Raw genomic sequence first — 26,785 nt, forward strand, 5'->3', positions numbered from 1 at the left:
TTTAAGCACTCTGATGCTCAGACTCTTCTTTTTGCAACAGAAAATCGAGATAGTCTTGTAATTGCAACAGCCTGGCTCCAGATAGCTGGCGTAACTTGGCTAAAATCATTTCTTCTTGCTGCCACTGGGAAATGGGGATGATTTGAGACGCTGGTACTTCGATCGTTACATTGGGCAGATCAAACCCTTCCAGACTATACCCGTCCTCTTCCCCTTCAGGCATGGGGTAATGTTCCACAATTGTTGCAACATTCCCGCGTTTCAGGTTGTATTCTGGTAAGTCCTGCGCTAAAGCAACTTGGGAGAATAGGGGGTATTGTACCTTCATAAGTTTCCTCCTTGATCTGGCACTAAGGTGACAAATTTAGTTGTATTATTGGCAACTATCCAAATGGTTAAAATATTGAGTTCAACGCCATTAATCCCTCGCAGACACGCACGAATGGCATACTTCTGACCATAGCGAGTTATTTCGATCTGCTCGGCAGGTTGCGTTAAAACTTGAGTGCGTAGATCCTGTTCAAGTTGTTGCCAGTTGTCTAGTGTGTACCCAGCCCTAGCCAGAAATTTAGATTTATCGTCTTTTGGCAACGGCACAAGCAGATATTTGGTTAGCTTTTCTTCTGCGATTATTGCATCCTGCGCTAAAAAGGCCATCGGTTCATGGCATGAATTTTGGGTAGAAATTATTGAGTACATTTTACCCTGAGATGCTGGTCGTTTGAGTATTTGAGATATTGCTTTATCCAGCGTTGAGTATTTGCTCTGCGGTTAGCTGTAATTCTGGGAAAATAGTAGAAGTGATCGCAGTATTTCCTGTAAATCTGGTTTCTTCATAAAACCCGTCAACTAATATCAGCACGGTGACTCTGTTCATTTGTGGATCAACAATCCAATATTCAGCAATTCCTCTTGCAGCGTACTCAGAACGTTTGTAGCGATACTCTCTATCCTCGTTAGCTTTGCCAGGAGAAACGACTTCGACAACTAATGCCGGAGGTGGCATATCCAAAGTGATTGTCGATCGCGTTGCAACTTCTAAGGCTGTTGCAAGTTCATCTGTCAGCACAACTAAGTCAGGAATGCGAGTTGTCGCACGAGAACCGGCAACAATAATTTCAACTTTGTTACTCAATCGATTCACTGGGACGAACTTGAGGAAATTTACCAGCAAAAAGAGAGATATCTGGACATTTTTTGGGCTTTCGGGTTGGATTGCAACTAACTTACCTGCCACCAGTTCATATTGGCTATCGGTGCGATCGTCATACTTCAAATATTCCTCAAGCGTTAGATGTTTGCCAGCGATCGCAGTCATTGAATTATTCAATCCTAAATCCAAAATTCGTCAGTAGGAAAATACTATAACACCAACTACAACTCAGTAAACTTCATCATGAGTACCGATATCAATTAGCAAAATTTCCTCTTCACCAGATTCTATATTTTGCACAAAGTTAAAGACAATGCGACAATCATAATCTACTGAACACGCCTAAGCTCCAGACAGTTTACCTTTAAGTTTATGAGTCTGCAATAATGGATCAAATGGATCGGCGGTTAGTAATGCTAACCGCTCTTCAATTCGCTCTTGTAATTCTGGCTGTCGTCGTACCAATCGCTTAAATGCTCGTTTAAACGATGATGCCAGAACTACAGTTCTCACTTGCGTAACTCATCCATTATTTGAGTAACAGTTCCACAGAACACTTTACCAGACTGGTATTCTGCTTGTGCTTGAGCGATGTTAGCAGCAATTTCAGAACGCCGCCGTTCTGCCAACCGATGACTGATCAGATCAATCAATGTTTCTTGTTCATCTACTGATAAGTCTTCAATGCTTTCTAGAACTCGATCTAACCTGGAAACTGAGGTCATTATTTATTGTTACCTTACTTGCAATACATAACTATTACGTATGCCTAAAATTGTTGCAAAAATCTCAAATCACTAGCATACAATCGACGAATATCATCGATTTGATGTAACACCATTGCAAAGCGTTCTACACCAAAACCGGCAGCAAACCCAGTATAAACTTCTGGGTCATAACCTACAGACTTAAGTACATTTGGATCGACCATACCGCAGCCCATCACCTCTAGCCAGCGACCATTCCACTGCAAATCCACTTCAGCAGAAGGTTCAGTAAACGGGAAATAACTGGCGCGGAAGCGAATAGGTAAATCGCCAAAAATTGCTTGTAAAAATACTTTAATTGTGCCCTTGAGGTCTGTAAAAGTTAGTCCCTCATCAATGGCTAAAAGTTCTATTTGATGGAAAACAGCCGAGTGAGTCGCGTCTACATTATCTCGCCGATAAACTCGCCCTGGAGCTACAACCCGAATCGGTGGTTCTTCTCTTTCCATGTAACGAATTTGCACTGACGAAGTATGAGTGCGTAAAAGATTACCATCTGGCAGGTAGAAGGTATCCTGCATATCACGGGCGGGGTGATCTGGCGGGGTGTTGAGAGCCTCAAAATTGTAGTAATCTGTTTCCATCTCTGGCCCTTGAGCTACGGTATAGCCCATACCAACAAAGATATCCAGCGCCCGGTCGATAATGCCGTTGAGGGGATGAATGCGACCTTGGGGACTGTAAATTCCTGGCATCGTTACATCGAGAGTTTCCGCCTCTAGCTGTACCTGAATTTGCGCGGCTTCGAGGGCAACACGTTGCTGGTCTAGACTAGTTTGCAGAGATTCTTTGACTGTATTGGCGATCGCTCCAATTTTTGGTCGTTCCTCTGCGCTCATCTGCCCCATACTTCGCAACAGCGCCCCCAGTTCCCCTTTTTTACCCAGATAGTTAACTCTGAGTTCTTCCAGACGTTCTAGGGTGTCGGCGGCTGCGATCGCTTTTTCTCCTTCTTGCCGCAGTGCTAAAAGTTGAGCTTCTAAATTGCTAGTCATTAGTTATTAGTCATTAGTCATTAGTCATTAGTCTATAGTCAAAAGCTGTGAACTGCTCGATAAATCAACTTACAGGCAAGGGGTAAACTTCCGCCACAATGTACTGGTGAGTATAAATGTTTTTTTGGTGCTTGTGATTTCAGACATTGACAAATCGCTAATAACAAATAACTAATAACTAATGACCAATGACCCATACTTCTCAACGAGAGGCTGCGTCCTAAGCGTAGCTATGCCGCAGGCTTTACGATTACGCGGTAGTTGAGCGCAGTCGAAACTCAGTACAAATGACTAATGACTATGAGATTACTAATTAGCAACGACGACGGCGTTTCTGCTTTGGGGATTCGTACCCTAGCCAACTACTTGGCAGAAGCAGGTCATGATGTTAGTGTAGTTTGCCCAGATCGAGAGCGATCGGCAACTGGACATGGATTAACTCTCCACCAACCCATTCGTGCCGAAATTGTAGAGTCAATTTTTCATCCTGCTGTCAAAGCTTGGGCTTGCGATGGTACGCCTTCAGATTGCGTCAAATTGGCGCTGTGGGCTTTGCTAGATACTCCTCCCGATTTGGTTCTCTCTGGCATTAATCAAGGTGCAAATTTGGGAACTGAAATCTTGTATTCTGGAACTGTTTCGGCGGCAATGGAAGGTCTAATTGAAGGTATTCCCAGCGTAGCCCTAAGTCTTATTAGTCACACATCTAAAGACTTTCAACCTGCTGCTAAGTTTGCCAAAGTTCTCGTAGACCAGTTAGCCCAAAAACCTCTACCAGATTTAATGTTGCTCAACGTTAATATTCCTGCTGTGAAGTGGGAAGAAATTGCTGGAGTGACACTTACCCGTCAAGGAGTACGGCGTTACATTGATGTGTTTGATAAACGAGTTGATCCTCGTGGAAAAACGTACTATTGGTTAACTGGAGAAGTAGTTGAGGATGTGGAACCTCCAACTGGATTAAATCTGCCTCAAAATGTACCAACAGATGTGCAGGTTGTACGTAAAAATTACATCAGTATAACTCCGTTACAATACAATCTAACTTACGCAACTGTACTAGAGAAATTGTCTGATTGGGAATTCAATTTTACCTGAATCATTTGATTTATCAGGACAAAACTGGAGTTATTCAAATGCATCAGAGAAAAATGTAGGCTATAACGTAGGGGCACTCTTGAAATAACCGATACACATTCACCCCAAAAGCTAGAAAATTCTCCCTGACAGTATTTCATCCACATTTACACAATCAGCCAGAAACAGGGTATGCTGTTTTACCAAGAAATCTTCCCTCTAATACAATCGGTGAGACAGCGTAAACTTAGACAATTTAAATAGTAATTTTTCCAGTTATCGCCCGCTCAGTCCAGCAAGCAACACCCATGTCTAGGATAGAGAATCAATTTACCGTACAATTTTGGGGCGTTCGCGGCAGCATCCCCAGCCCAGGGCCACACACCGTTCGCTACGGCGGTAATACCCCTTGCATATCAATGCAAGCGGGCGATAAACGCTTAGTTTTCGATGCTGGCACGGGACTACATGTTTTGGGGCAATCTTGGTTGCGCCAAATGCCGTTAGAAGGTCACATATTTTTTACTCACTCTCACTGGGATCACATGCAGGGTTTTCCCTTCTTTACCCCAGGATTTGTCAAGGGTAATGACTTTCATATCTACGGTGCGATCGCACCTGATGGATCGACCATAGAGCAGCGCCTCAACGATCAAATGTTACACCCGAACTTTCCCGTACCCTTGCAGATTATGCAAGCCAATTTAAAGTTCTATGACATTCGACCGGGGCAACCAATCCACATTGATGACGTTACCGTAGAAACAGCACCTTTAAACCATCCAGGAGAAGCCGTAGGATACCGTGTCAACTGGCGTGGTGGTGCTGTTGCTTATATTACTGATACCGAACATTTTCCTGACCGGCTCGATGACAATGTGCTGTGGCTAGCTCGTAATGCTGATATTCTGGTTTACGATTCCACCTACACAGATGAAGAATACCACTCCCCAAAAACCCCAAAAATTGGCTGGGGACATTCTACCTGGCAAGAAGCGGTGAAAGTGGCACAAGCTGCTAACGTCAAAACTTTGGTAATTTACCACCACGACCCCGCCCACAATGACGACTTTTTGGATTGTGTAGGGCAACAAGCCTCTGAGAAATTTCCCGGTGCTATTATGGCACGGGAAGGAATGGTACTTCAGATTCCTACCTCAGTAGCCTTATCAGAATCTTTTCCTGTTAGTAAGTTTTCTACCTAAAGATTGCGATCGCAGGAATTGGAGATTTTAGATTAGATTGGTAATCGGAAGCTTTCAGCGCGAGAGCGTACCTGTTGGCTGCAAGGTGAGACAGCGCTGCCCAGAGTTGTCACGCCAACCATAGGATAAGGGCGGCAACAGGAGGATAGACTTTATAGATTCACCAACACAGCCCAGGCACCCACAAGACCCTCTCTTGCGGCTGAATGAGGTTTTACCTCGTTGCAGTCCCAACAGGGAACTAGAGCCTTTTTAGCTCTGGTATTTGGAGTATCTGGAATTAGCAATTAGCTGTCAACCAATTTTGGATTTTGGATTGAAACAGACAACAGTCTTCTCTGCGAGACGCTCCACGAACGTCCTGCTACAAAGTTCGGGTATTAGTTCTGAAGATTTTGGATTTGTTCTGCCTATTAAGAGCGAGGACTAAACCAAAAAATAAAAATCTAAAATCTAAAATTAGTAGTCAAGCTGATAGCATAAGATCCCATCTGGGGCTACTTCCCGTGGGTTAGGCTTTTGGCTGATAGCTAAAAGGGGTGGCATCAACACCTTGGCTGATCGTACAAGACCTCATGGGCAGTTGGTGAATGTCCTCCTCAAGGCGGTTTACTATAAGGTAGCTTCCTGCTGATAGCTAAAATAAACCTAAAATCTCAGAATCCACGTGCTAAATTTGTCTCAAAATGGGTGTTCTGTGTGGGTTGCTTCTTCGAGCGAAGGGCTGCTAACGCCGACTGCTGTTGCCCTTGGCAAGTTTGATGGTGTTCATCTTGGTCATCAAAGGGTAATTCAACCAGTTTTGCACCCTTGCGATCGCTTGTCAGTAGCCAGTAGTCCCCAGTCAAAGGAAAATCAACAACAAACAAATCAAGAATATATCTACTCAACAGTTGTCACCTTTGACCCCCATCCACAGGAGTTTTTCACGGGGCAACCCCGGACTTTGTTAACGCCACTGGATGAAAAAGTCCAACAATTGCGATCGCTTGGGGTAGAACAACTAGTATTACTACCCTTTGATAAAGAATTATCTGCTTTGACCCCCGAAGAATTCGTCCAAAAAATTCTCGTCCAGCAACTGCAATGCCAGCGAATTAGCATCGGGCAGGATTTTTGTTTTGGCGAAAAACGCAGTGGCACTGCTAAAGATTTGCAATTAATCGCCGCCAAACACAATATCCCCGTTACCATCGTTCCCTTACAAACTTATACAGGTGACTCGCCCACCCAAAGCAGTTGCGTCAGTACTAATCCAACTCAAGATGCCCGCATTAGCACTTCATTGATCCGCCAAACCCTTGAACAAGGCGACATCGAAAACGCAAATTTACTACTAGGTCGCCCCTATACTCTCTTTGGTGTTGTGGTTCAAGGTCAACAATTGGGTAGAACAATTGGCTTTCCCACCGCCAATCTCGAACTACCAAAAGAAAAGTTTTTGCCCCGCCAAGGAGTTTACGCTGTCCGTGTTTTTACTCTTAGTGAAACATCAAATGCTGCTTCTAGTGAGAGCTTGGGCGTAATGAACATCGGCAACCGCCCAACTGTAAATGGTACTTATTCATCTGCGGAAGTACATTTATTCGATTGGTCTGGTGATTTGTATGGCAAAAAACTGGCTATAGAATTAGTTAAATTTTTGCGCCCTGAACAAAAATTCCCTTCTCTAGAAGCCTTAAAAACACAAATTCAACTTGACTGCGTTGTTGCTAAAGAAGTTTTGAGTGCTGAGTGGGAACAATAGATAGGTCATGGGGCATGGGGCATGGGTTATTAATTCATCTTCCCAATGCCCAATTCCCCATTCCCTACTCCCCACTCCCCGCGCTGCATGAGAGAAAAAATTGACGCTTTAACACAAAATCTGGCTCTTACCATTGTTGGCAAAGCTGAAGCAATACGCTTAGTGCTAGTAGCCTTGCTAGGTGGTGGTCATGCCCTGCTAGAAGATGTTCCTGGTGTTGGTAAAACCCTACTCGCTAAATCTCTAGCTCGTTCACTGGATGGTAAGTTTCAACGCCTACAATGTACCCCCGATTTACTGCCAACTGATATTACTGGCACCAATATCTGGAACCCAAAAAGCGGCGAATTTACTTTTCTCCCTGGGCCAGTCTTTACGAATATTCTCTTAGCTGACGAAATTAACCGCGCTACACCCCGCACTCAGTCAGCTTTGCTGGAAGTTATGGAGGAACATCAGGTAACAGTCGATGGTGTCTCTCGTCTAGTTCCCCAGCCCTTCTTTGTCATCGCTACTCAAAACCCGATCGAGTATCAAGGTACTTTTCCCCTGCCGGAAGCGCAAATGGATCGGTTCATGTTGTCGCTGAGTTTGGGCTATCCTTCGGAGGCAGAAGAACTCCTGATGCTGCAAAATCTCCAAAATGGTATTAAGGTTGGTGATTTGCAGCCTTGTATTACCTTGGCAGAAGTACAGGAATTGCGTTACATCTGCTCTCAAGTAAAAGTAACAACCTCCTTGCAACAGTACATCCTCGAATTGGTGCGGGCAACACGCCAAGATGAGGAAATCGCTCTTGGTGTCAGTCCGCGTGGCACATTAGCATTACAACGGGCTGCCCAAGCGTTAGCTTTTCTATTAGGGCGTGATTATGCCATTCCCGATGATGTGAAATTTCTCGTCCCTCACGTTCTTTGCCATCGCCTTATTCCTAGAGGAGGACGCAACGCTAGAACTGTTGTTGAGCGATTATTGCGATCGGTTTCTATTCCTTAATGTAAGAGTGAATATAAACTTTAGATTCTTTATCCTGCTTCAATTTGTACGTGTTAAAGTGAGTTCTATGCCTCTGAAATTTTGTGCTTGTTCTCTTAGTTATGTTCTACTTTATTAAGTACATACATTCACAAAATGTACACTATTTGGAAATGTCATAAATGACCGATAATAGTCATGTTAACACTGAGCTAATACAGGGTTATCTGATATTTTTCTACCAGTGTAGACAATATTGAACGGGCAAGAGAGCCATTATAGTTCCTGTCAGCCAACCATTTTTTACCTTTATCTGAGATGACACATTTGCCGCTTAATGGACTCTTGTCATTGATAACTTTCAATAATCCCAAATCTGATAATTCTCTCACTACTTGCGAAATATATTCATGACCAGCTAGTGGTTCACCTGTTAACATCATTAAGCGGTCGAGCTTGTACCAGTGAACTCCTTGATCACCTTTTAGATCAAGAAGTTCAAGAATGAGAGCATAATCCTTTTCCATAGATTCTAATGAGGTAGACAACAGATGAAAGCGATCGAAGTTACCGGTAGGATTGACTCTCAAGGAAACCTAGTTTTAGATGAGCCGATTCAGGGAAGCACTTATCCTCATCAGGTTCGGGTAATTGTGTTGGTTCCAGAACCAGCAGAAGCAGAAGAGGTTGACCCTGATGATACACCCGTTGAAGAGATTAAAGCTAGCTTGAGGAGAGTCTTACAGCAAGCAAAAGCTGGTCAAACTAGACCACTTAGTGAACTATGGGACAGGATTGATGCAGAGTGATAATGCGGTTTCAATTCGATTTTCCGATGAGTTTTAGCAGGAACTTTACAGACTATCAAAGAGATTCCGCAATATTCGCTCTGATGTTCAACCGATTATTGAGCAATTACAACAAAGGAATTTTGTAGGAGATCGCATTGCGGGCATTGGTGAGGAGTATGTTGTTTATAAGGTGAGAGTTCGCAACAGTAGTATCCAAAAAGATAAGAGTGCTGGATACCGATTGATTTATCAAGTTGAATCACCTACAAATATTTTGCTACTAACGATTTATTCCAAATCTGACCGAGAAGATATTGGTGCGAATGAAATCCGAGATATTATGGCTGATTTTTTTAGTGATTCAGGTTAAAACTGCTAAGAGATTTTTCCTTGCAATGTTGAGAGATGCAGACGCAGAAGGGCTTACCGATAGGCATTGCTATATTACTACTGACAACGCTGGGTAAGTCCTATGATTAGCACAAGCGCCACTTCTAAATATCTGGGAATGTGAGGAATGTCAATTTTTGTTAAGCGCAAAATCCGCGATGGCGATCGCCAAGGTTTACAGCAAAGTGCCGAACGTGAATTCAAACGCCAATTTTTCGGTTTACTTCTGGTAATTGTAACGTGGAGCCTAGCTATGGGTTGGCTTCTAGCCTTGGCAACTAACGCTCACAGTGCTACTCCTCCCGTCGAAATTGGTACTGTTGACGTAGTACCTGCACAGTACCAACTTGGGCAAGAGCTGTATTTGGAAAACTGCTCCACCTGCCACATTGCCTTACCACCAGCCGTTTTACCCACCCAAACTTGGAAAAATCTCCTGCAAGACTCGCAGCACTACGGCGCACAACTACAGCCTTTAGTCGATCCGCCGCGCATTTTGGTGTGGAAATATCTTTCAACTTTCTCGCGTGTGCAGCGAGACGACGAAGAAACACCCTATCGCCTCAGTAACTCACGTTATTTCAAAGCTTTACATCCAGGAGTTAAGTTACCACGTCCAGTCCAGCTTGGCAGTTGTGTCAGCTGTCATCCTAGCGCTACTGACTACAATTTCCGCCGCCTGACAGCAGAATGGAAGTGAGGAGTAGAGACGCGATTAATCGTGTCTCTACAGGAGTTAGGAGTTGAAAAAATTCATAACTTATAACTCATAACTCTATTCCCCCACTCCTTCTCTGGCCCCATCTGGGGGCAAAATGATACTATGAAGAAAGACTAAATATAAGATAAGAGTTAAAACCAATCAGTTTACTAAATGATTGGCTAGTTTTTCTCCTGTTTTTGAGGTAATTTTCATTTGACACCCATCCACAACCAAGACGGTTGGTTTGGGTTAAATGTTTATAATCAATGCCGAACCTTTAATCCCCATCCCCCTTGATTCAGTTCTATAATCTGCCATGCTAAAACTTTTGTTGGGCGACCCCAACGCTCGTAAGCTTAAAAAATACCAACCTTCTGTTACTGAAATTAACCTTTTAGAGGAAGAAATTAAGGTTCTTTCCGATGAGGAGCTAAAAGGTAAAACTGCCGAATTTAAACAACGACTCGCCAAAGGTGAAGCCCTGGATGACCTTTTGCCAGAAGCTTACGCCGTTGTTCGGGAAGCAGGACGGCGAGTGTTAGGCTTGCGGCACTTTGATGTCCAACTCCTTGGCGGTATCATTTTGCACGTAGGGCAAATTGCCGAAATGAAAACTGGTGAGGGTAAAACGCTCGTAGCAACCTTACCAAGTTATTTAAATGCCTTGACTGGTAAAGGTGTACATGTCATTACCGTGAACGATTACCTGGCTCGTCGGGATGCTGAATGGATGGGACAGGTGCATCGGTTCTTGGGGTTGAGTGTGGGGCTAATCCAGTCAAGCATGACTCCCAGTGAACGCCAGAAGAACTACGATTGCGATATCACTTATGTCACCAACAGCGAAGTCGGCTTTGACTACCTGCGGGATAACATGGCGACATCAATGGCAGATGTGGTCCAACGTCCGTTCAATTATTGCGTAATTGACGAGGTAGACTCAATTTTAATTGATGAGGCGCGGACACCTCTGATTATTTCTGGGCAGGTGGAAAGACCTACAGAAAAGTATCTGCAAGCGGCTGAAATAGCATTCACACTCAAAAAAGACGAACATTATGATGTAGATGAAAAAGCTCGTAACGTGCTATTGACAGATGAAGGCTTTGCGGAAGCCGAAAATCTTTTGGGAGTCACAGATTTATTTGACCCAGAAGATCCTTGGGCGCACTTCGTTTTCAATGCAATTAAAGCCAAAGAACTTTTCCTTAAGGATGTAAATTACATCGTCCGCAATGGGGAAGTAGTAATTGTGGATGAATTTACCGGTCGGGTGTTACCTGGACGGCGTTGGAGTGATGGACTACACCAAGCTATTGAAGCCAAAGAACACGAAGAGATTCAGCCAGAAACTCAAACTCTAGCGACAATTACTTATCAAAATCTGTTCTTGCTGTATCCAAAACTCGGTGGAATGACCGGAACAGCAAAAACGGAAGAACCAGAATTTGAAAAAATTTACAAACTGGAAGTTGCGGTAATCCCTACCAACCGTGACAGAAGACGCGAAGACTTGTCTGATATGGTCTTTAAGACAGAAGCAGGTAAGTGGGGTGCGATCGCCAGAGAATGTGCGGAAATGCACGAACTTGGTAGACCTGTGTTGGTGGGAACCACTAGTGTCGAAAAATCCGAACTTCTCAGCCGATTGCTGAAGCAGCTAGAGATTCCCCACGAATTACTCAACGCCAGACCGGAAAACGTCGAGCGTGAAGCGGAAATTGTCGCCCAAGCTGGACGGAAAGGTGCTGTTACTATCGCTACTAACATGGCTGGTAGAGGTACAGACATCATCTTGGGTGGTAACTCCGAATACATGGCACGTTTGAAGCTGCGGGAATATTTTATGCCCCGCATCGTCATGCCAGAAGATGAAGATAGCTTTGGCGTTCAAAGACCAGCCGGATTGCCTACAGGACATGGTGGTGGTCAAGGCTTTGTCCCTGGCAAAAAAGTCAAAACTTGGCGGGCTTCACCAGAAATTTTCCCCACCCAACTGACAAAAGAAACAGAGAAACTACTTAAAGATGCAGTAGAAATTGCAGTCCGTGAGTATGGCGATCGCAGTTTACCGGAACTCGAAGCTGAAGACAAGGTAGCTGTGGCTGCCGAAAAAGCTCCTATCGACGACCCTGTGATTCTGAAATTGCGGGAAGCTTACAACCGGGTTAAACAGGAATACGAACAATTTACTACCCGCGAACATGATGAGGTAGTAGGAATCGGTGGTTTGCACGTAATTGGTACAGAACGCCACGAATCGCGGCGGATTGATAACCAGTTGCGGGGACGTGCAGGTAGACAAGGCGACCCTGGAACCACGAGATTCTTCCTCAGCTTAGAGGATAACCTACTGCGGATTTTTGGTGGCGATCGCGTTGCTGGGTTAATGAATGCTTTCCAAGTGGAAGAAGATATGCCCATCGAGTCTGGGATGCTTACCCGCAGTTTGGAAGGCGCACAGAAAAAAGTCGAAACCTACTACTATGACATCCGTAAGCAGGTATTTGAGTATGACGAGGTGATGAACAATCAACGTCGTGCTATTTACGCCGAACGCCGTCGGGTTTTAGAAGGTCAAGATTTGAAAGAACAGGTAATCAAGTACGCTGAAAAAACGATGGATGACATCGTTGACTACTACATCAACATAGATTTACCCTCCGAAGAGTGGGAGTTAGAAAAGTTGGTTGAGAAAGTCAAAGAATTCGTCTATCTACTAGCAGACTTGCAGCCAAATCAATTAGAAGATATGACAGTCGGCGAGATTAAAGCTTTCCTCCATGAACAGGTGCGAATTGCTTACGACCTCAAAGAAGCGCAAATTGACCAAGTTCAACCAGGACTGATGCGCCAAGCTGAACGTTTCTTTATCTTGCAACGCATTGATACCCTGTGGCGGGAACACCTGCAACAAATGGATGCCTTACGTGAATCGGTGGGATTACGTGGTTACGGGCAAAAAGATCCACTAATTGAGTATAAGAGCGAGGGTTACGAACTCTTCTTGGATATGATGGTCAACATCCGCCGAGATGTGGTTTACTCGTTGTTTATGTTCCAACCGCAGCCACAGCAAATGATGCAGGCATCATCAGAGATGGTGTAAGTAGAGAATATCTCATGCAGAGACGCAGAGACGCAGAGGCGTTTTTGCGTCTTTGTATTTTAAGGCATCTCTCAAAAATATTTTGTTTTCAGGAGTTTGCTGAAATGGGTAAGCTGATACTACCAAATCTTCAAGGTAAGCAAATGGGGCAAGTAATAGTTACCCTTACTGTCACGAATCGAATTGATCAAGTTTTGGCTCAACGAGGCTTTATTTCTTCGCAGGAAGTTCGCTCTTATACTCTGGATAATGTTTTAGTTGATACGGGTGCGACTTTGCTGTGTTTACCTGCTAGCATTCTTAGTCAACTAGGTTTAGTCCAAGGTGGAGAAGCCCAGGTAGAGACTGCTGCTGGAGTGCAGCAGGGGCGAATTTTTCGCGATGTAGAACTAAGTATTGGAGAACGTCAAGGAACCTTTGATTGTCTGGAACTCACAGAAGTACCTTATGCCCTTTTGGGTGTAACGCCAATGGAAGTTTTAGGATTAGAACCAGACCTTAAAAATCGGAAGTTGCGGATTTTGCCGATGAATTCTGAGCAAACTTATTTGAGTGTATTGTAAGCGATCGTATATTTTATGCTGAAAGCAGGTACTCAGTTTTTCAGATTTGGCATTGGCTGGACAAACACTTTATAGGATTAGAAAGACCTCAGATAATCAGGGGAGGACAGAATTCATGAAACTAATAAGAGAAATAGTAAATTAATGAATGAAAAAGCTCTTATTTATCTGTAGCCAGAATAAATTGCGAAGCCCCACAGTTGAGGCTGTGTTTTCTGAATATGAAGGATTTGAAACAGATTCAGCAGGTTTAGATCGCCATGCCGAAGTACCATTATCAACTGAGGCTATTCGATGGGCTGATATGATATTTGTGATGGAAAAACCTCATAAAAGCAAGCTATCAAAAAATTTTCAGCCCTTTCTTAAAGATAAAAAGATTATCTGTTTAGATATACCAGATGACTATGAGTATATGGAACCAGCTTTAATTGAGTTGTTAAAACAGAAAGTTCTACCAATATTAAGAATTAAAAAATGAATATTCAAGAAGCTTTTAATGCTGCCGCAGTAGATTACGATAGCTTACGTCGGATTCTAATTCCCTGTTTTGATGACTTTTACAAAACAGCTGTTGAAATCATCCCAATCGAGCGCACCGCACCGATAAAGGTTCTAGATTTGGGTGCTGGTACTGGACTTTACTCAGGTATGGTGCAATCTGTTTTTCCAAATGCAGAGTTAACCTTACTAGACTTAGCCCCTGAGATGTTAGAGAAAGCTAAGTTGAGATTTAGCAAAATGGGTAAATCTCCCAAAATCTTAATCGGTGACTACGTTGAGACTAATTTAGATGATTCCTACGACCTAATAATCTCTGCCTTATCTATTCATCATCTTTCTGATTTTGACAAAGAACTTCTTTATCAACGGATTTATAATTTCCTCAATCCTGGAGGGATATTTGTCAACGCTGACCAAGTTCTCGGCAAAACCCCTGATTTAGAAGAACTTTATCGTCAACACTGGTTAGATTCTGTCCGTGCTAAGGGTATCTCAGAAGAGGATCTTAAAGCTGCACAAAAACGTATGGAATACGATCGCATGGCAACCCTTGAGATTCAACTTCACTGGCTAGAAGCAGCTGGGTTTCAAAATGTGGATTGCTGGTACAAAAATTTTAGCTTTGCGGTTTTTGGGGGTTATCGACCGACTATTTAACTGCTTTTTTTGTAATAAAGAGCCCATACAAAATTGATTATTTGCCAGAACAGTAGCTATTAATTTCGTTAACTATTGAACTTTCTTCGGTACTACTTTTTTTCAGAGATACCAAAAAGCCCTTTGCTGCTGGTAAATTCTTTTTATCTATAGCTCCTGCGGCATTGTTCAATTCCTTGCTGATGTTCTGATAGAGTGTGATAAAGCGCCCTTGAAAACCTTGTAGCTTTTCATCTTTAATTTCGAGAGTTTTCATCTCTTGGGCAAGTGGATCTATTTTACCAGCAAGTTCTGTTAAAGCTTTAGAACCTTTTGCTGGATTGGGGTTTTTACTAAATTCCTGACCTAGAGTAGATGCTTGATTAGCAACCTTGATAACTTTGTTACATTGGGCAACTTTACTTTCTCCGCACCCTGCAAATAATAATGCGATCGCAGTAGTGACTGAAAGCATAAAACTTTGTTTAAATACGCGTTGCATAAATCCTATTATCTCCAACTAGGTTTCGGGAAAGTTGAGCAGCAGAAATAGATGGACAGCGAAAATACTTTTTTATAAAAATAATCTTGATTTCTATTGCCCTGCTACTTTATACTTCATTTTTTCGATAACGTATATGTAATTACACTTAAGTAGCAAAATTTAACATTCTCTAGTTGGGTTGCACTTATTCTCCCAATTTGGGAATTAACTTCAATGTCGCAGCAGTGTTATCTGTGACATTCCTTTGTTGCGACAACATTTGGTGATATTCAATATTGCGCCAAGAATCAACCATATCGTTGTAGTGGGTATGGAAAGCATGGCCTGACTGTCCAGGTGTATGAATTGCAACTGAGTTATCCAATTTTCCCAAATCTACGATCATCCGTAGAGAAGGAATATCTGTCACCTCAAAGGATTTATTTGCTCTCCATCGGTTAGCATTCACTGTTTCGCCGTTACCAGCCGTTGCAAATGCACCACGATTAAATAAACTTTCAATCGGTGCAACCCCAGATTTACCTAAAGTGGCATTACGGAAAGTAACAGTATGTAGTTTGCCCCAATTCCAGTTTTTCGGATCTTTACTTTGAATCCTTTCTAGTTCATCCACGGCTTCTGTAAAGGATTGCCGCAGAATTTCGTCGCGATTCTCAACTTTTGGGGTGTTGCGATTATCCCACCAAGAACTATTGGGCTGTTTTACTAAATTTGCTACCACAGCATACCAGCGATCGCCCCCGTTGGGAAAATATCTCTCAGGTAACTGATCGTGAAACGTGTCTTTTAGCAAGTGTTTCCAGAATACTTCAAACAAGGCAGCAGCCGATGATGTCATTCCCAACTGCAAATTCCAATCTTGCAAAAGTTTTTGGGCTGCTTGCAAGCGGGGAGTATCAACAGTGATAGATTGCAGTAGTGGTACTAATGTTTGTGCATTGAGATTGCGATCGTCACCCTGTATTTGCTGCACATCTTCCAGGGAAATCGGTTCGGTTTGTTGTGAAATCATCTCAACGATGCGCTGTGCCCGATAGCCATAAACCCAATCTGCGGTAATTAAGTAAGGATATTTACGCATCACTAAATTATTGGCAGTAGCAATATAACCTTGAGATGGATTGAAACTTTTGGGTAACTTCTCAAAGTCAATATAGCCTTGCCACTCATATTCATCTGTCCAACCAGGAACGGGATAACGCCCATTTCCCTTAGCTCGGATGGGGAATTTACCAGGCATTTGGTAGCCAATGTTGCCATCAACGTCAGCGTAGACCAAGTTTTGAGCGGGGACATCATAATTACTGGCAGCAGTGCGGAATTCCTGCCAGTTTTGGGCGCGATTGATTTGGGGAATAGCATAGCCTAATTTGGAAGGTTCTAGAGCTGTCCAGCGCAGGGCTACGGCGTAGTTTTGAGGTATTTCTAAGGGCTGACTTGCCTGGAACTTCTTCAGATTGGGTGAAACATCAGAGAGAATCGGCCCATGTCGGGTATAGCGCACCGTTTGCACAATCGGCTGACTCCCCGCAACTTGAATTGTTTCTTGCACGAGTTTCATATCAACCCATTTGCCATTTACCTCATACTGATTGGGGTTTTTGGGATTGATTTTCTCGATGTATAAATCCATCACATCAGATAGTACATTAGTTACACCCCAGGCAATGCGATCGCTATGACCGATAATTACCCCAATCATCCCGGCAAAGGAAAAGCCAGTAACGTTGTAGGGACATTCTGCACTCTTAGATATGCAGTGCAAACCAACCTCGTACCATATAGAGGGTATTTGCACACCTAAATGGGGGTCATTTGCCAAAATTGGCTTACCTGTATCTGTAAGCTCACCGGATATCACCCAGTTATTGGAACCAATGCCTATCCCCGTAGGCCCTATGAGTTGTTCCAAAGCCATCATCGGCTTGGTAATTGACTCTATTACCTCTTCAATACCAAAAGCAGTGAATTGTGTCTCGTCAGAATTTTCATCCTCTCCTGTTTTCCCTTTTTGGAACTCAGGTAAAATCGCTGGCAAGTCTTGAGGATAAGGTGGATAAAGTTCTTCTACTTGAGTGGGAGTAAGGGTTTTAAGTAGTATGGCACGTTCAACTTCACTCTGGAAATTTGTACCCAAATCGTAGGCCATCACCTTCCCCCAAGTCAGAGAATGCAATATTTGCCAAGGTTCTGGCTTATACCCAGGATTGAGGAATTTTAGCACAGCGTATTCTAGACTCAGGGCGTTACCTTGATGCTCTTTCAGATAAGCATTGACACCATCTGAATATGCTTCCAGGTATGCCTTCATCTCTGCATTAATTTCCTGAATTTCTTGCTGCGCCACCCTTGCCCAACCCATTGTCCGCAGATATCTATCAGTGTCAACCTGAGAGGAACCAAACATTTCTGAGAGTCGCCCAGAACCGATGTGTCGCCAAAAATCCATTTGCCAAAAACGGTCTTGGGCGTGGATATAACCTTGCGCCATAAATAAATCGTGAGAGTTGGCAGCATAAATGTGGGGAATTCCCCATTTATCGCGCTGGACGGTTACTTCAGCTTTGAGTTGAGGTAGTTGAATTGTGCCACTCTCTTGCGGAAAGGATTGGCGTACAGTGTAAGTGGCCAATCCCACTAACAATAGCCCCAGCACTAACAGCACAATTAAACTTCTTTTGAGAATCCGAGGAAACCAACGTTTCCTAAAGCTTTTTATTTGGGCTGGTTGTGGCATTGTTTAGTAAAATCACACGATGTTACAACGTTGATATTACAGTAGAGCGAGCAATATTAATTTGATGCCCACAAAATTCTGGGAAACTCCTCTAAACAAGTTGGCTAGTTGAAAAAGAGGCAAGGGAGCAGGGGGCAGAGGTGGGAGACGGAGAGACTTGTTTAATAATTCCCCCTTGTCCCTCTTGTCCCCCTGCTCCCTTGCTCCCCAGCTCCCTGCCTCTTCCTCGACAAGCCTATTAGTCAAAAAGCTTACTTCAAAGTTCCCAAAACGGGCGCTACCTCAACCTCTGAAATTTGCGGAACCAATAAACTCTTAGCATAAATCTGAGGATTTGTTTGCGAGACTATGGCATAAGACTGGCGAAGATTAGCATTCACTGCCACAGTCTTCACGTCGTACATCTGCATCGCTATCTTGGGATAGAAACCAATACCAATAATCATCAGCAGAAAACAGGCAGCGATAAACACTTCACGAGGTCTAGCATCGTCGTAGACTGCATCCTCTGGCACGAAGCAATCTGTACCAAAACAAACTGTTCCCTCATCTTCTTGATTTTCTGAGCCTGCATTATTAATGTCGCATATCAGCGCTGCACCGTCACCATAAAATACCTCTCGCAGCATGGAAAGTAAATAAATGGGTGTGAGGATAACTCCAACTGCGGCAAGAAAAACTGTGACAGTGCAGAAAGTCGAACTGTAAACGTCACTGCTTGTCATACCAACGAATACTGAGAGTTCGCCAGCAAAACCGCTCATACCGGGAAGTGCTAGAGATGCCATTGCGCTGATTGTAAATAGGGCAAAGACTTTGGGCATGGCTTGACCAATGCCACCCATATCTTTCATTACCATTGTGTGGGTGCGATCGTAAGTAACTCCAGCCAAGAAGAACAGCACTGAGGCAATCAAACCATGCGAGATCATTTGCAACATCGCGCCGTTGATTCCCAAATCAGTGAATGAGGCAATACCAAGAAGTACAAACCCCATGTGGGAAATCGACGAATAAGCCAAACGCCGCTTCATATTCGTCTGAGCAAAGGAGTTTAATGCACCATAGATAATGTTGACAACACCCAGAATGGCTAGAACTGGCGCAAAGTAAATGTGTGCATCGGGGAGTAGCTCAAGATTCAGGCGAATTAGTCCATATCCACCCATCTTTAGCAACACACCAGCCAAAATCATCGATACAGGAGAGGATGCTTCGCCGTGGGCATCAGGCAACCAGGTATGCATCGGGAAAACAGCAAGCTTGACACCAAATGCAATCAATAACCCTGCATAAAGTAACAGTTGTAGACCAAGGGGATATTCCTTACTTGCGAGGGCAGTTATGTCAAATGTCGTATCACCGCCGCCGTATAACCCCATTGCCAAGGCTGCAACCAAAATAAATATAGAAGCGGCTGCGGTATACAACAAAAATTTCGTAGCCGCATAACGCCGTCTTTGTCCACCCCAAATGCATACTAGTAGGTAGACGGGGATTAGCTCTACTTCCCACATAATGAAAAATAGCAGCAAGTCTTTGGCAACGAACACCCCTACTTGTGCAGAATAAAGCACCAGCATTAAAAAATAGAAGAGGCGGGGGCGGCGATCGACTTGCCAAGCTGAAAAAATCGAGAGTGTGGTGACAAATCCTGCTAGAAGCACAAGTGGCACTGAAAGTCCATCAACTGATACTGCCCAGTTCAAGCCTAACTGAGGCATCCAGGCATAACTTTCTACAAGTTGAAAACTAGCACTGCTGGCATCGTAATGCTTCCAAAAGGCATAGCACATCAAGGCAAAGTCTGCAATACCTACACCCAGTGCATACCACCGCACGAGCTTGCCATCTTTATCAGGTAGCACAGGAATGAGCAAGGAAGCAACGAGTGGCAGCAAGACAATCGCGGTAAGCCAGGGAAATTGATCCGCTATCATGTATATGAGGAAAAATACTTATTTGTTCGTCAATTATGTCATTTTACTAAAGTGTGTAACAATTTCTTAATAAATCTTTGTACAGGTAATCGATTTGACCAAAAGAGAATTGTTTGTCAGTATATTTATGGTACTAATCCAGCCCGCAAAGCACGGACGGCAGCCTGTGTCCGGTCAGCAACACAGAGTTTATTGAGAATACCTCTAACATGTGTTTTTACAGTACCGACTGTTAAATAGAGCCTTTTAGCAATTTCTGCATTGTCACACCCAGCGACAATCAACTCTAAAACATCCATCTCTCGGTGAGTTAAAGGATAGCTGACTATACTTTTCTCAACATCTGGGTCAATACCTTCAATCAAGACTCTTTTTCCAGATGCGCCTCTGCTACCATCGGGGAAATCTTGACGTATTTGTTGTAGTACAAGGTCTGCGATCGCAGGATCGATCCATGAGCTACCTGCATGGGTCGTTCGCACAGCCTCAACTAGTCTCTCAGTTTCGATATCCTTCATACAATAAGAATCTGCACCTGCTGCAAATGCCGCTAAAACAGCCTGTTCGCTATTTTGCATGGTTAAAATTAGTAGCTTTGTGGTGTAATCTTCATTCTCTGCTTGATATTGCCTAAATGTGCGTGTTAGCTCAATACCATCCATGTCAGGCAAACCAATGTCAATAGTAGCAACATCAGGCTTGAGAGTTTTCAAAAGCTTGATGCCATCGGCTGCATTGGCAGCTTCCCCAACAATGTTAAACTCTGGCTGGGTTTGTAAGGCAGACCGTAAGCCGATTCTTGTAAGGTTGTGATCTTCAATCACGAGGATCTTGATTTCACTCATAGTTGCTTAAATTTACTGTTATCTATCTCAAGTACAGATTAAAATAATCTCGTTCTTCTATTCGGTATCTTATACAAAAAGCAATGCAATTGGTATTGCTTCCTGAACTTCATCTACCATTAGGCATAAATAACCTTATCTTGGAAGTTTTTCCAAGGCAAGAGTTTCCATCTCGGAAATAATTCAATCAAAAAATGTTTTTATACATTCACGGTTGATAGATGTTTTATGGTGGACAATTTTTCACTGAAAATCCGCTAGCAAGCAAGAGTCGGTAACTATTAAATAATTACCCCTGCAGTGGCTATGATAGCGTAAATACAATGGATTAAGCGACCTTAACTTAAGACCCAGACACAGATATTGTTTAAAAAAGTAAACAAATAATCTACTCAGTAAAAAATAAATTTTAAAATAATTAATACTATTTTTGTATTTTTTAGCAGTGTTTTTACTTAAAAAGCCAGATACTCAATTCGGGAAACTTTAAAGGAAAATGTGAATCCTTAATAATCTCAGCGCTGGTAAAGTAAGTTATTACTAGATTTGCTAGGGATAGCCAAGCACTTCTTTTTTTTATTCAGCCATGTCTTTAACTAAAAGTGTCAAAAAAGATAAAATTCTCGCTGTAGATGATGTTTTTGACAATCTACTGGTCTTAGAAGCAGTCCTAGAAGATGAGGGCTATGAAATTAGCTTGGTGGAAGATAGCAAAATTGCTCTGGCTATGGTTGAGGAGTCACCACCAGACATCATTCTCTTAGATGTGATGATGCCAGAGATAGATGGCTATGAATTTACTCGACGCATCCGACAGAATCCGGCGTTGCCATTTATCCCTATTCTGCTGCTAACGGCTCACTATCAGTCTAGCGTTGTGGAAGGACTCGATGCTGGTGCAGATGACTTTATTCGTAAACCATTCGATCCTGATGAACTACATGCACGAGTGCGATCGCTCCTGCGCCTCAAACACAGCATCGACGAACGAGATCAGATGGCTAACCTGCGTGCAGATTTTGTCTCGCGTTTTACTCACGATTTACGTATACCACTAGTAGCCTCCAACCGCGTCTTAAAATTATTGCTGGAAGGCAGGTTTTGCGAAGTTTCGCCACAATTGCAAGAAATAATTGATACCATGATTGGCAGTAATCAAGACCTGCTGGAAATGGTAAATACCTTGCTAGAAGTTTATCGTCATGAAGCGGGCTGTAAAACCTTAAAAATTGCTCCCTGCAATATTGAAGAACTAGTTAGTGAAGTTTCCCAAGAATTAACTCCCTTAGCTGAGGAAAAAGGATTAGCTCTAAACATAGAGCGAGATGAAACTGCAAGCACCGTCATGGGCGATCGCTTAGAACTGCGGCGAGTTTTAACAAATATTATCGGCAATGCTATCAAATTTACAGACAAAGGTTCTGTAGATATTCGCTGCCATCTCACTCCAGCAGATGTGACTATTGATATCCAAGATACGGGGCCGGGAATTTCTAAACAAGACCAGGCAATATTATTTGAGCGATTTCGCCAAGGTAAACACCAGCGTTCTGGTAGTGGTTTGGGACTATATCTATCTCGCTGTATTATCGAAGCACATCAAGGCACAATTGATGTAGCATCTGAGCCAGGGCAGGGTAGTACATTTACTATTCGTCTACCTGTAGCAGCCGACAATTAAAAGTGAGGAAATTTTAGAATAAAAAATAGTGTTCACAGATAAAATCCGTGAACACTAAAAGATGGGAGGAGTCAGACAAAAAATTATTACTTATCAATTTCTGGAACAACATTGGGACGTTCTTTCTCTTCCCAACCTACGGGACGTTTGGAATTGTACCAAGCAATTGACCCTATAGTAACAGCAGCGATAAAGCCCAATCCTAACAACCCTGTCAGCACAATAGAATAGCTAGAATTACCTTGTGATGTTAAAGGGATGTCTGTTAAAAGATAGGTAAATAAAAGATTAATCATGAATCGACACCTTTTAAAAATCTGTGAGAGGTTGTAAAAGTATTGTGAAATAGGGATTTTAAAAATGCCTAAAACCCAAGCTAAAAACAGATTTAATAGAGGAAGAAAGTTTAGTAAATAATTATTTACCCTACACCTTCTTCCTAGATCAAGTTCAGCCTATTCTAAAGTCTTTTTTACTTCATCTTTGATATTTTCAGCAGTGTGACGAACTTGGGCTTCAGCTTGTTTAGCTTTGCCTTCAGCTTTATCGTTAGGGTTGCCAGTTACTTCGCCAACAGCTTCTTGTACTTTTCCTTCGACGTTCTTTGCAAAAGCCTTTGCTCTATCTTCGATACTCATATACTTTGTTCCTAAATATGTTAACTAGTGATTAGTTATTGCTTGCTAATAAAGCGCTGCAATGTTTATATATTACTTTTAGACAAGTTTTAATTCTTCTATCTGACGATGTTTTTATGAAGAATATTTGTGTCCATTGTACATAGTTATTTAAAGGTTAAATTCATCTTTAAGAATTCAAGTAATATCCAAAAGATAGAAAGGATTTATTCTATTGTTCTATCTTGAGAGAAAATCATTTGCTACCTTAGCTAGATAGTGATGCAGATATCTAGCCTAAATTAGCGGTTAAGAAATACTCAGAATGTGATAAACCGCAACTTGAGTTACCAATACTACTGTAAGCAAGTGATTTATTATACTTTGAAAAGTGGTTACTTAAACTATAATACGGTTCAGTTAACACCAAAATCTTCAAATTCATAGGTTGGATTGAGGAACGAAACCCAAGATTTATGGGACTTTGTTGGGTTGCGCTTTGCTTAACTAAACTATATTGGCTTAATCCGCAGTTAGAAACATCTGGCACAACAAAACAGTTGAGATGTAAGAAAATCTTCTAATATTCATAGTTTCAGAAAAATGATGTTGTCACAAATCTTAAGCGGAAAGAAACATAATTTTTCAAGTTTTAACTGAAGAGTAGTTTAACTAGTGTAAGAAAGCAGAGAGAAGTCTGTAGATTTTTCTGCGGCTTTCCGTAGGGTACGTAACTTCAAAGAGACAGCAGGCAGGAAAGAAAGCTTGTAAATTCAGCTTTTGTTACCTTTTTAAACTGGATACTTATTTCTGCCATACCGCACTAGTAAAACTTGTGACTAATTTCTCACCAAAGACAGCAGGAACAAGTAAGTAAGTTGGCACAATAAAATCAAACTATGTAATATTAATGAATTAGGCTAAAACCTTTATAACTATTGCCTGTTGCCTATTGCCTTATCCTAAGGACAATTATTTACGCCCACTTATTTATGTTTATTTCTATTCATCCAGGTATTTATGCAATCAAATTCTACTACTAAACCAACTCCTAACTCCCAATATGTAGATTCTCGGATGCAAACTGATGTATCTATTAACATTTTCATCGGATTTTCTATTTTGATTCCAATGATTGTGTTTGTAGGATTTAATATCTATAAGAAACACCGTGCTGTTGTTCTCAGTCAGCAAATTGCTTCATTAGAAAAACTGTGGCTTTTGAATATTAAGAAAAAAAGAGCTTGAATAAAAACAATATAGACAATGAAGTACTTATTTATAATTTGGGTGCTTATACTCTCTTTAATCGCTCCTAATGCGGCGATCGCTCAAGCAAGACAACCCTACAGCTTAATATCTGGACTTGGCGCAATCCACCATCCAGTTTCCACTGCTAATGCTCACGCGCAAGAGTTTTTCGATCAGGGATTAAATTTAATTTACGCTTTCAATCATGATGAGGCGGTGCGTTCTTTTCAACACGCTGCCAAACTCGATCCGCATTTAGCGATCGCATATTGGGGTATTGCTCTGGCTCTAGGCCCCAATATTAACTCAGCAATAGACCCCAATCGAGAATTAGCTGCTTACCAAGCAGTACAGCAAGCTTTGGCACTTTCCACCAAAGCATCTAACCAGGAACGAGACTACATTTCCGCCTTAGCAAAACGTTACTCCCAAGATCCTGGTGCAGACTTGTATCAACTGGCGGTAGACTACGCAAAAGCAATGGCAACCCTAGTTGAGCGCTATCCTGATGATTTAGATGTGGCAACGCTTTACGCTGAAAGCTTGATGGATCTGCATCCGTGGCAGCACTGGACTAAAGATGGCAAGCCACAGCCAGATACAGAAAAGATTGTGGCTGTTTTGGAATCAGTTCTCAAGCGTAACCCGAATCATACGGGGGCCAATCATTACTATATCCATGCAGTGGAAGCCTCGCCTTCCCCAGAAAGGGCCCTTGTGAGTGCCAAAAGACTAGGAACCCTAGCGCCAGCAGCAGGACACTTGGTACACATGCCTTCCCATATTTATTTTCGTGTAGGAGATTATCGAGGGGCAATGCAGGCGAACGAGCAGGCGATCGCTCAAGATGATATTTACATCAAAAAATATCAAGTCCAGGGTACTTACCCCATGATGTACTACAACCACAACGTACATTTTCTCATGGTGGCCAGCAGTATGGCAGGAAAATATGAAGATGCTCTCCAAGCCGCAGATAAATTAGTCGCAAATGCTACTGCTATTAACCCATACATACCAATGCTTGAGGGATTTCTGGGCAGCAAAATGCTGATTCAGACACGCTTTAGTGACTGGGATGCCATCTTAAAAACTCCTGCTCCCGATGTTAAATTACCTACTACTACAGCACTTTGGCATTTTGCTCGCGGTATGGCTATGGCTGCCACAGGCAAACTTAAAGATGCAGCAAATGAAAACCAGGCATTACTTGCTGCCAAACAGGAAATTTCTACCGAAGCAACTATCGGATTCAGTCCTGCCAGTCGCATTTTAGACATTGCCTCAAAAGTTATCAATGCCAAAATTGCTGCGAAAAAGCATGATTATGAATATGCTATTCAATTACTAGAAAAAGCTGTAGTAGCAGAAGATGCGCTCGATTACGTAGAACCACCAGATTGGTACCTTCCTACGCGGGAATCTTTGGGCGCTGTGCTTTTGGCTAAGGGTGATTATAGAGAGGCGGAGAAAGTCTTTCGTACCGATCTAGAAAAGTATCTTCATAATGGGCGTTCTCTATTTGGCCTACAGGCAACTTTGCAGGCATTGGGGAAAGATGAGGCTGCTCAAGTTGTCAAAGCCGAATTGCAAACAGCTTGGAAAGGTGACGAGCGGCAACTTGACCTTACTTATTAAACCCGAAGAACCCCATACTGCCAAAGCTACGCTGGGAGCAATGCGAAAAAGTGAGAACATCGTGAAAAAAGCTTTCTTGAGCAGGGGGAGTAGGAAGGATAAAGAGAAATTTTTAGTAATTTTTATGACTGTTATAGCCTTGAATATACTTGTTTATTTCTCTCCCCCTGCCTCCCCTGCCCCCTATCCCCTACCTCCTTCAAACTTGTTGCCTGACTTTGGCTTTCGTATTAAAATTTTGGAGTAATGCTTCATGGTTAATGCAGTCAAACATTCAATTCGGATATTCTAAAGATGTGCCCCTGTATGTCTGATTTCCTTTATCACCCTACAGAATTTATCTTCTTCCATTTCCAACCCTTTTTTGTGTTGGGCTGAACTTAGGGTGGCTGGGGCAGGCGATCGCGTAAATGCGATCGTATCACTAGTTAACTATCTACTGGATGCAGAGAGATGGCTCGTATGTCATCCTAGATTTAGGAGAGTTAATTCAGTGACGTCTTTGATTTTAGTATTGAAAGGCTTTTCCTTTTAGTATTTACAGACTTCTCAGAGAAATTAAAATCTCTACACAGTGATGATTTTGGAGCGAATCGATGTCAATTTACGTAGGTAACCTCTCTTATGACGTTACACAAGAAGATTTAAGTGGTATTTTTGCAGAATATGGTACTGTAAAGCGAGTACAAGTACCTACTGACCGTGAAACAGGTCGTCCGCGAGGCTTTGCTTTTGTGGAAATGGGAACTGAAGCGGAAGAAACAGCTGCCATTGAAGCTCTCGACGGTGCTGAGTGGATGGGCCGCGACCTGAAAGTAAATAAGGCTAAACCCAAGGAAGATAGAGGTGATAGAGGTTCCTTTGGTGGAAACCGAGGAGGATACGGCGGTGGCGGCGGACGCGGTGGACGCTACTAACTTTGGAAACAAAAAAAATTTACCAATAGTCTTAAGGTC

Annotated in this window: 27 protein-coding genes and 1 pseudogene; 15 read left to right on the top strand and 13 right to left on the bottom strand. The window is 42.6% G+C overall.

The window, feature by feature from the left end:
- Nucleotide 1: 1 nt before the first annotated feature.
- The 6 genes from NPUN_RS04745 to pheS form a co-directional block, all read right to left on the bottom strand.
- Nucleotides 2–328 (bottom strand): DUF4926 domain-containing protein, encoded by a 327-nt coding sequence (locus NPUN_RS04745; RefSeq protein ID WP_012407689.1) that lies wholly within the window; start codon nt 326–328, stop codon nt 2–4.
- Complete coding sequence (locus NPUN_RS04750; RefSeq protein ID WP_012407690.1) at nt 325–699, bottom strand: DUF6883 domain-containing protein; 375 nt, start codon at nt 697–699, stop codon at nt 325–327. The genes NPUN_RS04745 and NPUN_RS04750 overlap by 4 nt, the downstream gene beginning before the upstream one ends.
- Nucleotides 700–742: 43 nt before the next feature.
- On the bottom strand, nt 743–1,318 hold the full coding sequence (locus tag NPUN_RS04755; protein WP_012407691.1) for a Uma2 family endonuclease: 576 nt from the start codon (nt 1,316–1,318) through the stop codon (nt 743–745).
- 177 nt (nt 1,319–1,495) lie between these two features.
- A complete protein-coding gene (locus NPUN_RS44440) occupies nt 1,496–1,666 on the bottom strand; it encodes a type II toxin-antitoxin system RelE/ParE family toxin (protein WP_012407692.1) in 171 nt (56 codons plus the stop codon).
- On the bottom strand, nt 1,663–1,878 hold the full coding sequence (locus NPUN_RS04765; protein WP_012407693.1) for a hypothetical protein: 216 nt from the start codon (nt 1,876–1,878) through the stop codon (nt 1,663–1,665). The genes NPUN_RS44440 and NPUN_RS04765 overlap by 4 nt, the downstream gene beginning before the upstream one ends.
- Nucleotides 1,879–1,922: 44 nt before the next feature.
- Nucleotides 1,923–2,915 (bottom strand): phenylalanine--tRNA ligase subunit alpha, encoded by a 993-nt coding sequence (gene pheS / locus NPUN_RS04770; protein WP_012407694.1) that lies wholly within the window; start codon nt 2,913–2,915, stop codon nt 1,923–1,925.
- Nucleotides 2,916–3,215: 300 nt separating this feature from the next.
- On the opposite strand from pheS, the gene surE reads away from it, so the two are divergent.
- From surE to NPUN_RS04790, 4 genes are all read left to right on the top strand, one after another.
- Nucleotides 3,216–4,013, top strand: a complete 798-nt coding sequence (surE, locus tag NPUN_RS04775) for a 5'/3'-nucleotidase SurE (RefSeq protein ID WP_041565197.1) — start codon at nt 3,216–3,218, stop codon at nt 4,011–4,013.
- A 287-nt stretch (nt 4,014–4,300) separates the two neighbouring features.
- Nucleotides 4,301–5,197, top strand: coding sequence for an MBL fold metallo-hydrolase (locus NPUN_RS04780; protein ID WP_012407696.1), 897 nt, complete (start codon nt 4,301–4,303; stop codon nt 5,195–5,197).
- Nucleotides 5,198–5,864: 667 nt separating this feature from the next.
- Nucleotides 5,865–6,944 carry a bifunctional riboflavin kinase/FAD synthetase gene (locus tag NPUN_RS04785; RefSeq protein ID WP_041565198.1) on the top strand — a complete coding sequence of 360 codons (1,080 nt, stop codon included), beginning with the start codon at nt 5,865–5,867 and terminating at the stop codon, nt 6,942–6,944.
- A gap of 87 nt (nt 6,945–7,031) precedes the next feature.
- Nucleotides 7,032–7,940, top strand: a complete 909-nt coding sequence (locus tag NPUN_RS04790) for an AAA family ATPase (RefSeq protein ID WP_041565199.1) — start codon at nt 7,032–7,034, stop codon at nt 7,938–7,940.
- 191 nt (nt 7,941–8,131) lie between these two features.
- On the opposite strand, the gene NPUN_RS04795 is transcribed toward NPUN_RS04790, so the two are convergent.
- The gene (locus tag NPUN_RS04795; RefSeq protein WP_041565200.1) at nt 8,132–8,446 is read right to left on the bottom strand and encodes a hypothetical protein; all 315 of its coding nucleotides are present in this window, start codon (nt 8,444–8,446) and stop codon (nt 8,132–8,134) included.
- A gap of 24 nt (nt 8,447–8,470) precedes the next feature.
- Between NPUN_RS04795 and NPUN_RS04800 the strand changes: the two genes are divergently transcribed.
- The 7 genes and pseudogenes from NPUN_RS04800 (at nt 8,471) to NPUN_RS04830 (ending at nt 14,636) form a co-directional block, all read left to right on the top strand.
- Nucleotides 8,471–8,728, top strand: a complete 258-nt coding sequence (locus tag NPUN_RS04800; protein ID WP_012407700.1) for a type II toxin-antitoxin system RelN family antitoxin — start codon at nt 8,471–8,473, stop codon at nt 8,726–8,728.
- A pseudogene (locus tag NPUN_RS04805) lies at nt 8,718–9,080 on the top strand (type II toxin-antitoxin system RelE family toxin). Before NPUN_RS04800 ends, NPUN_RS04805 begins: the two are co-directional and overlap by 11 nt.
- A gap of 147 nt (nt 9,081–9,227) precedes the next feature.
- Nucleotides 9,228–9,800, top strand: coding sequence for a cytochrome c (locus NPUN_RS04810; RefSeq protein WP_012407701.1), 573 nt, complete (start codon nt 9,228–9,230; stop codon nt 9,798–9,800).
- Between the two features lie 319 nt (nt 9,801–10,119).
- Complete coding sequence (secA, locus tag NPUN_RS04815; protein WP_012407702.1) at nt 10,120–12,912, top strand: preprotein translocase subunit SecA; 2,793 nt, start codon at nt 10,120–10,122, stop codon at nt 12,910–12,912.
- Between the two features lie 104 nt (nt 12,913–13,016).
- Nucleotides 13,017–13,475: a retroviral-like aspartic protease family protein gene (locus tag NPUN_RS04820; protein WP_012407703.1), complete on the top strand. Its 459-nt coding sequence runs from the start codon at nt 13,017–13,019 to the stop codon at nt 13,473–13,475.
- A 148-nt stretch (nt 13,476–13,623) separates the two neighbouring features.
- Nucleotides 13,624–13,956, top strand: a complete 333-nt coding sequence (locus tag NPUN_RS04825) for a low molecular weight protein tyrosine phosphatase family protein (RefSeq protein ID WP_012407704.1) — start codon at nt 13,624–13,626, stop codon at nt 13,954–13,956.
- Nucleotides 13,953–14,636 carry a class I SAM-dependent methyltransferase gene (locus tag NPUN_RS04830; protein ID WP_012407705.1) on the top strand — a complete coding sequence of 228 codons (684 nt, stop codon included), beginning with the start codon at nt 13,953–13,955 and terminating at the stop codon, nt 14,634–14,636. The genes NPUN_RS04825 and NPUN_RS04830 overlap by 4 nt, the downstream gene beginning before the upstream one ends.
- 37 nt (nt 14,637–14,673) lie before the next feature.
- Here NPUN_RS04830 and NPUN_RS04835 read toward each other — a convergent pair whose 3' ends face one another.
- The 4 genes from NPUN_RS04835 to NPUN_RS04855 form a co-directional block, all read right to left on the bottom strand.
- Entirely contained in the window at nt 14,674–15,117 is a 444-nt protein-coding gene (locus NPUN_RS04835; protein ID WP_012407706.1) for a hypothetical protein, read from the bottom strand.
- A 187-nt stretch (nt 15,118–15,304) separates the two neighbouring features.
- Nucleotides 15,305–17,857 (bottom strand): penicillin acylase family protein, encoded by a 2,553-nt coding sequence (locus tag NPUN_RS04840; protein WP_012407707.1) that lies wholly within the window; start codon nt 17,855–17,857, stop codon nt 15,305–15,307.
- Between the two features lie 251 nt (nt 17,858–18,108).
- Complete coding sequence (locus NPUN_RS04850; RefSeq protein ID WP_012407708.1) at nt 18,109–19,797, bottom strand: NAD(P)H-quinone oxidoreductase subunit 4; 1,689 nt, start codon at nt 19,795–19,797, stop codon at nt 18,109–18,111.
- A gap of 125 nt (nt 19,798–19,922) precedes the next feature.
- A complete protein-coding gene (locus tag NPUN_RS04855) occupies nt 19,923–20,642 on the bottom strand; it encodes a response regulator (RefSeq protein WP_012407709.1) in 720 nt (239 codons plus the stop codon).
- Between the two features lie 586 nt (nt 20,643–21,228).
- Here NPUN_RS04855 and NPUN_RS04860 point away from each other — a divergent pair.
- Nucleotides 21,229–22,323, top strand: a complete 1,095-nt coding sequence (locus NPUN_RS04860; protein ID WP_012407710.1) for a hybrid sensor histidine kinase/response regulator — start codon at nt 21,229–21,231, stop codon at nt 22,321–22,323.
- 86 nt (nt 22,324–22,409) lie between these two features.
- Here NPUN_RS04860 and psb35 read toward each other — a convergent pair whose 3' ends face one another.
- Both psb35 and NPUN_RS04870 read right to left on the bottom strand, forming a co-directional pair.
- A complete protein-coding gene (psb35, locus tag NPUN_RS04865; RefSeq protein WP_012407711.1) occupies nt 22,410–22,619 on the bottom strand; it encodes a photosystem II assembly protein Psb35 in 210 nt (69 codons plus the stop codon).
- Nucleotides 22,620–22,778: 159 nt separating this feature from the next.
- On the bottom strand, nt 22,779–22,961 hold the full coding sequence (locus NPUN_RS04870; RefSeq protein ID WP_012407712.1) for a CsbD family protein: 183 nt from the start codon (nt 22,959–22,961) through the stop codon (nt 22,779–22,781).
- Between the two features lie 999 nt (nt 22,962–23,960).
- On the opposite strand from NPUN_RS04870, the gene NPUN_RS04875 reads away from it, so the two are divergent.
- The 3 genes from NPUN_RS04875 to NPUN_RS04890 all read left to right on the top strand — a co-directional run bounded on the left by NPUN_RS04875 (nt 23,961) and on the right by NPUN_RS04890 (nt 26,746).
- Nucleotides 23,961–24,188, top strand: a complete 228-nt coding sequence (locus NPUN_RS04875) for a hypothetical protein (protein ID WP_012407713.1) — start codon at nt 23,961–23,963, stop codon at nt 24,186–24,188.
- 42 nt (nt 24,189–24,230) lie between these two features.
- Complete coding sequence (locus NPUN_RS04880; protein WP_234711050.1) at nt 24,231–25,829, top strand: tetratricopeptide repeat protein; 1,599 nt, start codon at nt 24,231–24,233, stop codon at nt 25,827–25,829.
- A gap of 596 nt (nt 25,830–26,425) precedes the next feature.
- Entirely contained in the window at nt 26,426–26,746 is a 321-nt protein-coding gene (locus tag NPUN_RS04890; RefSeq protein WP_012407715.1) for an RNA recognition motif domain-containing protein, read from the top strand.
- Nucleotides 26,747–26,785 lie beyond the last annotated feature (39 nt).

Origin of the sequence: Nostoc punctiforme PCC 73102, assembly GCF_000020025.1 — a bacterium.
Classification (GTDB): Bacteria; Cyanobacteriota; Cyanobacteriia; order Cyanobacteriales; family Nostocaceae; genus Nostoc; species Nostoc punctiforme.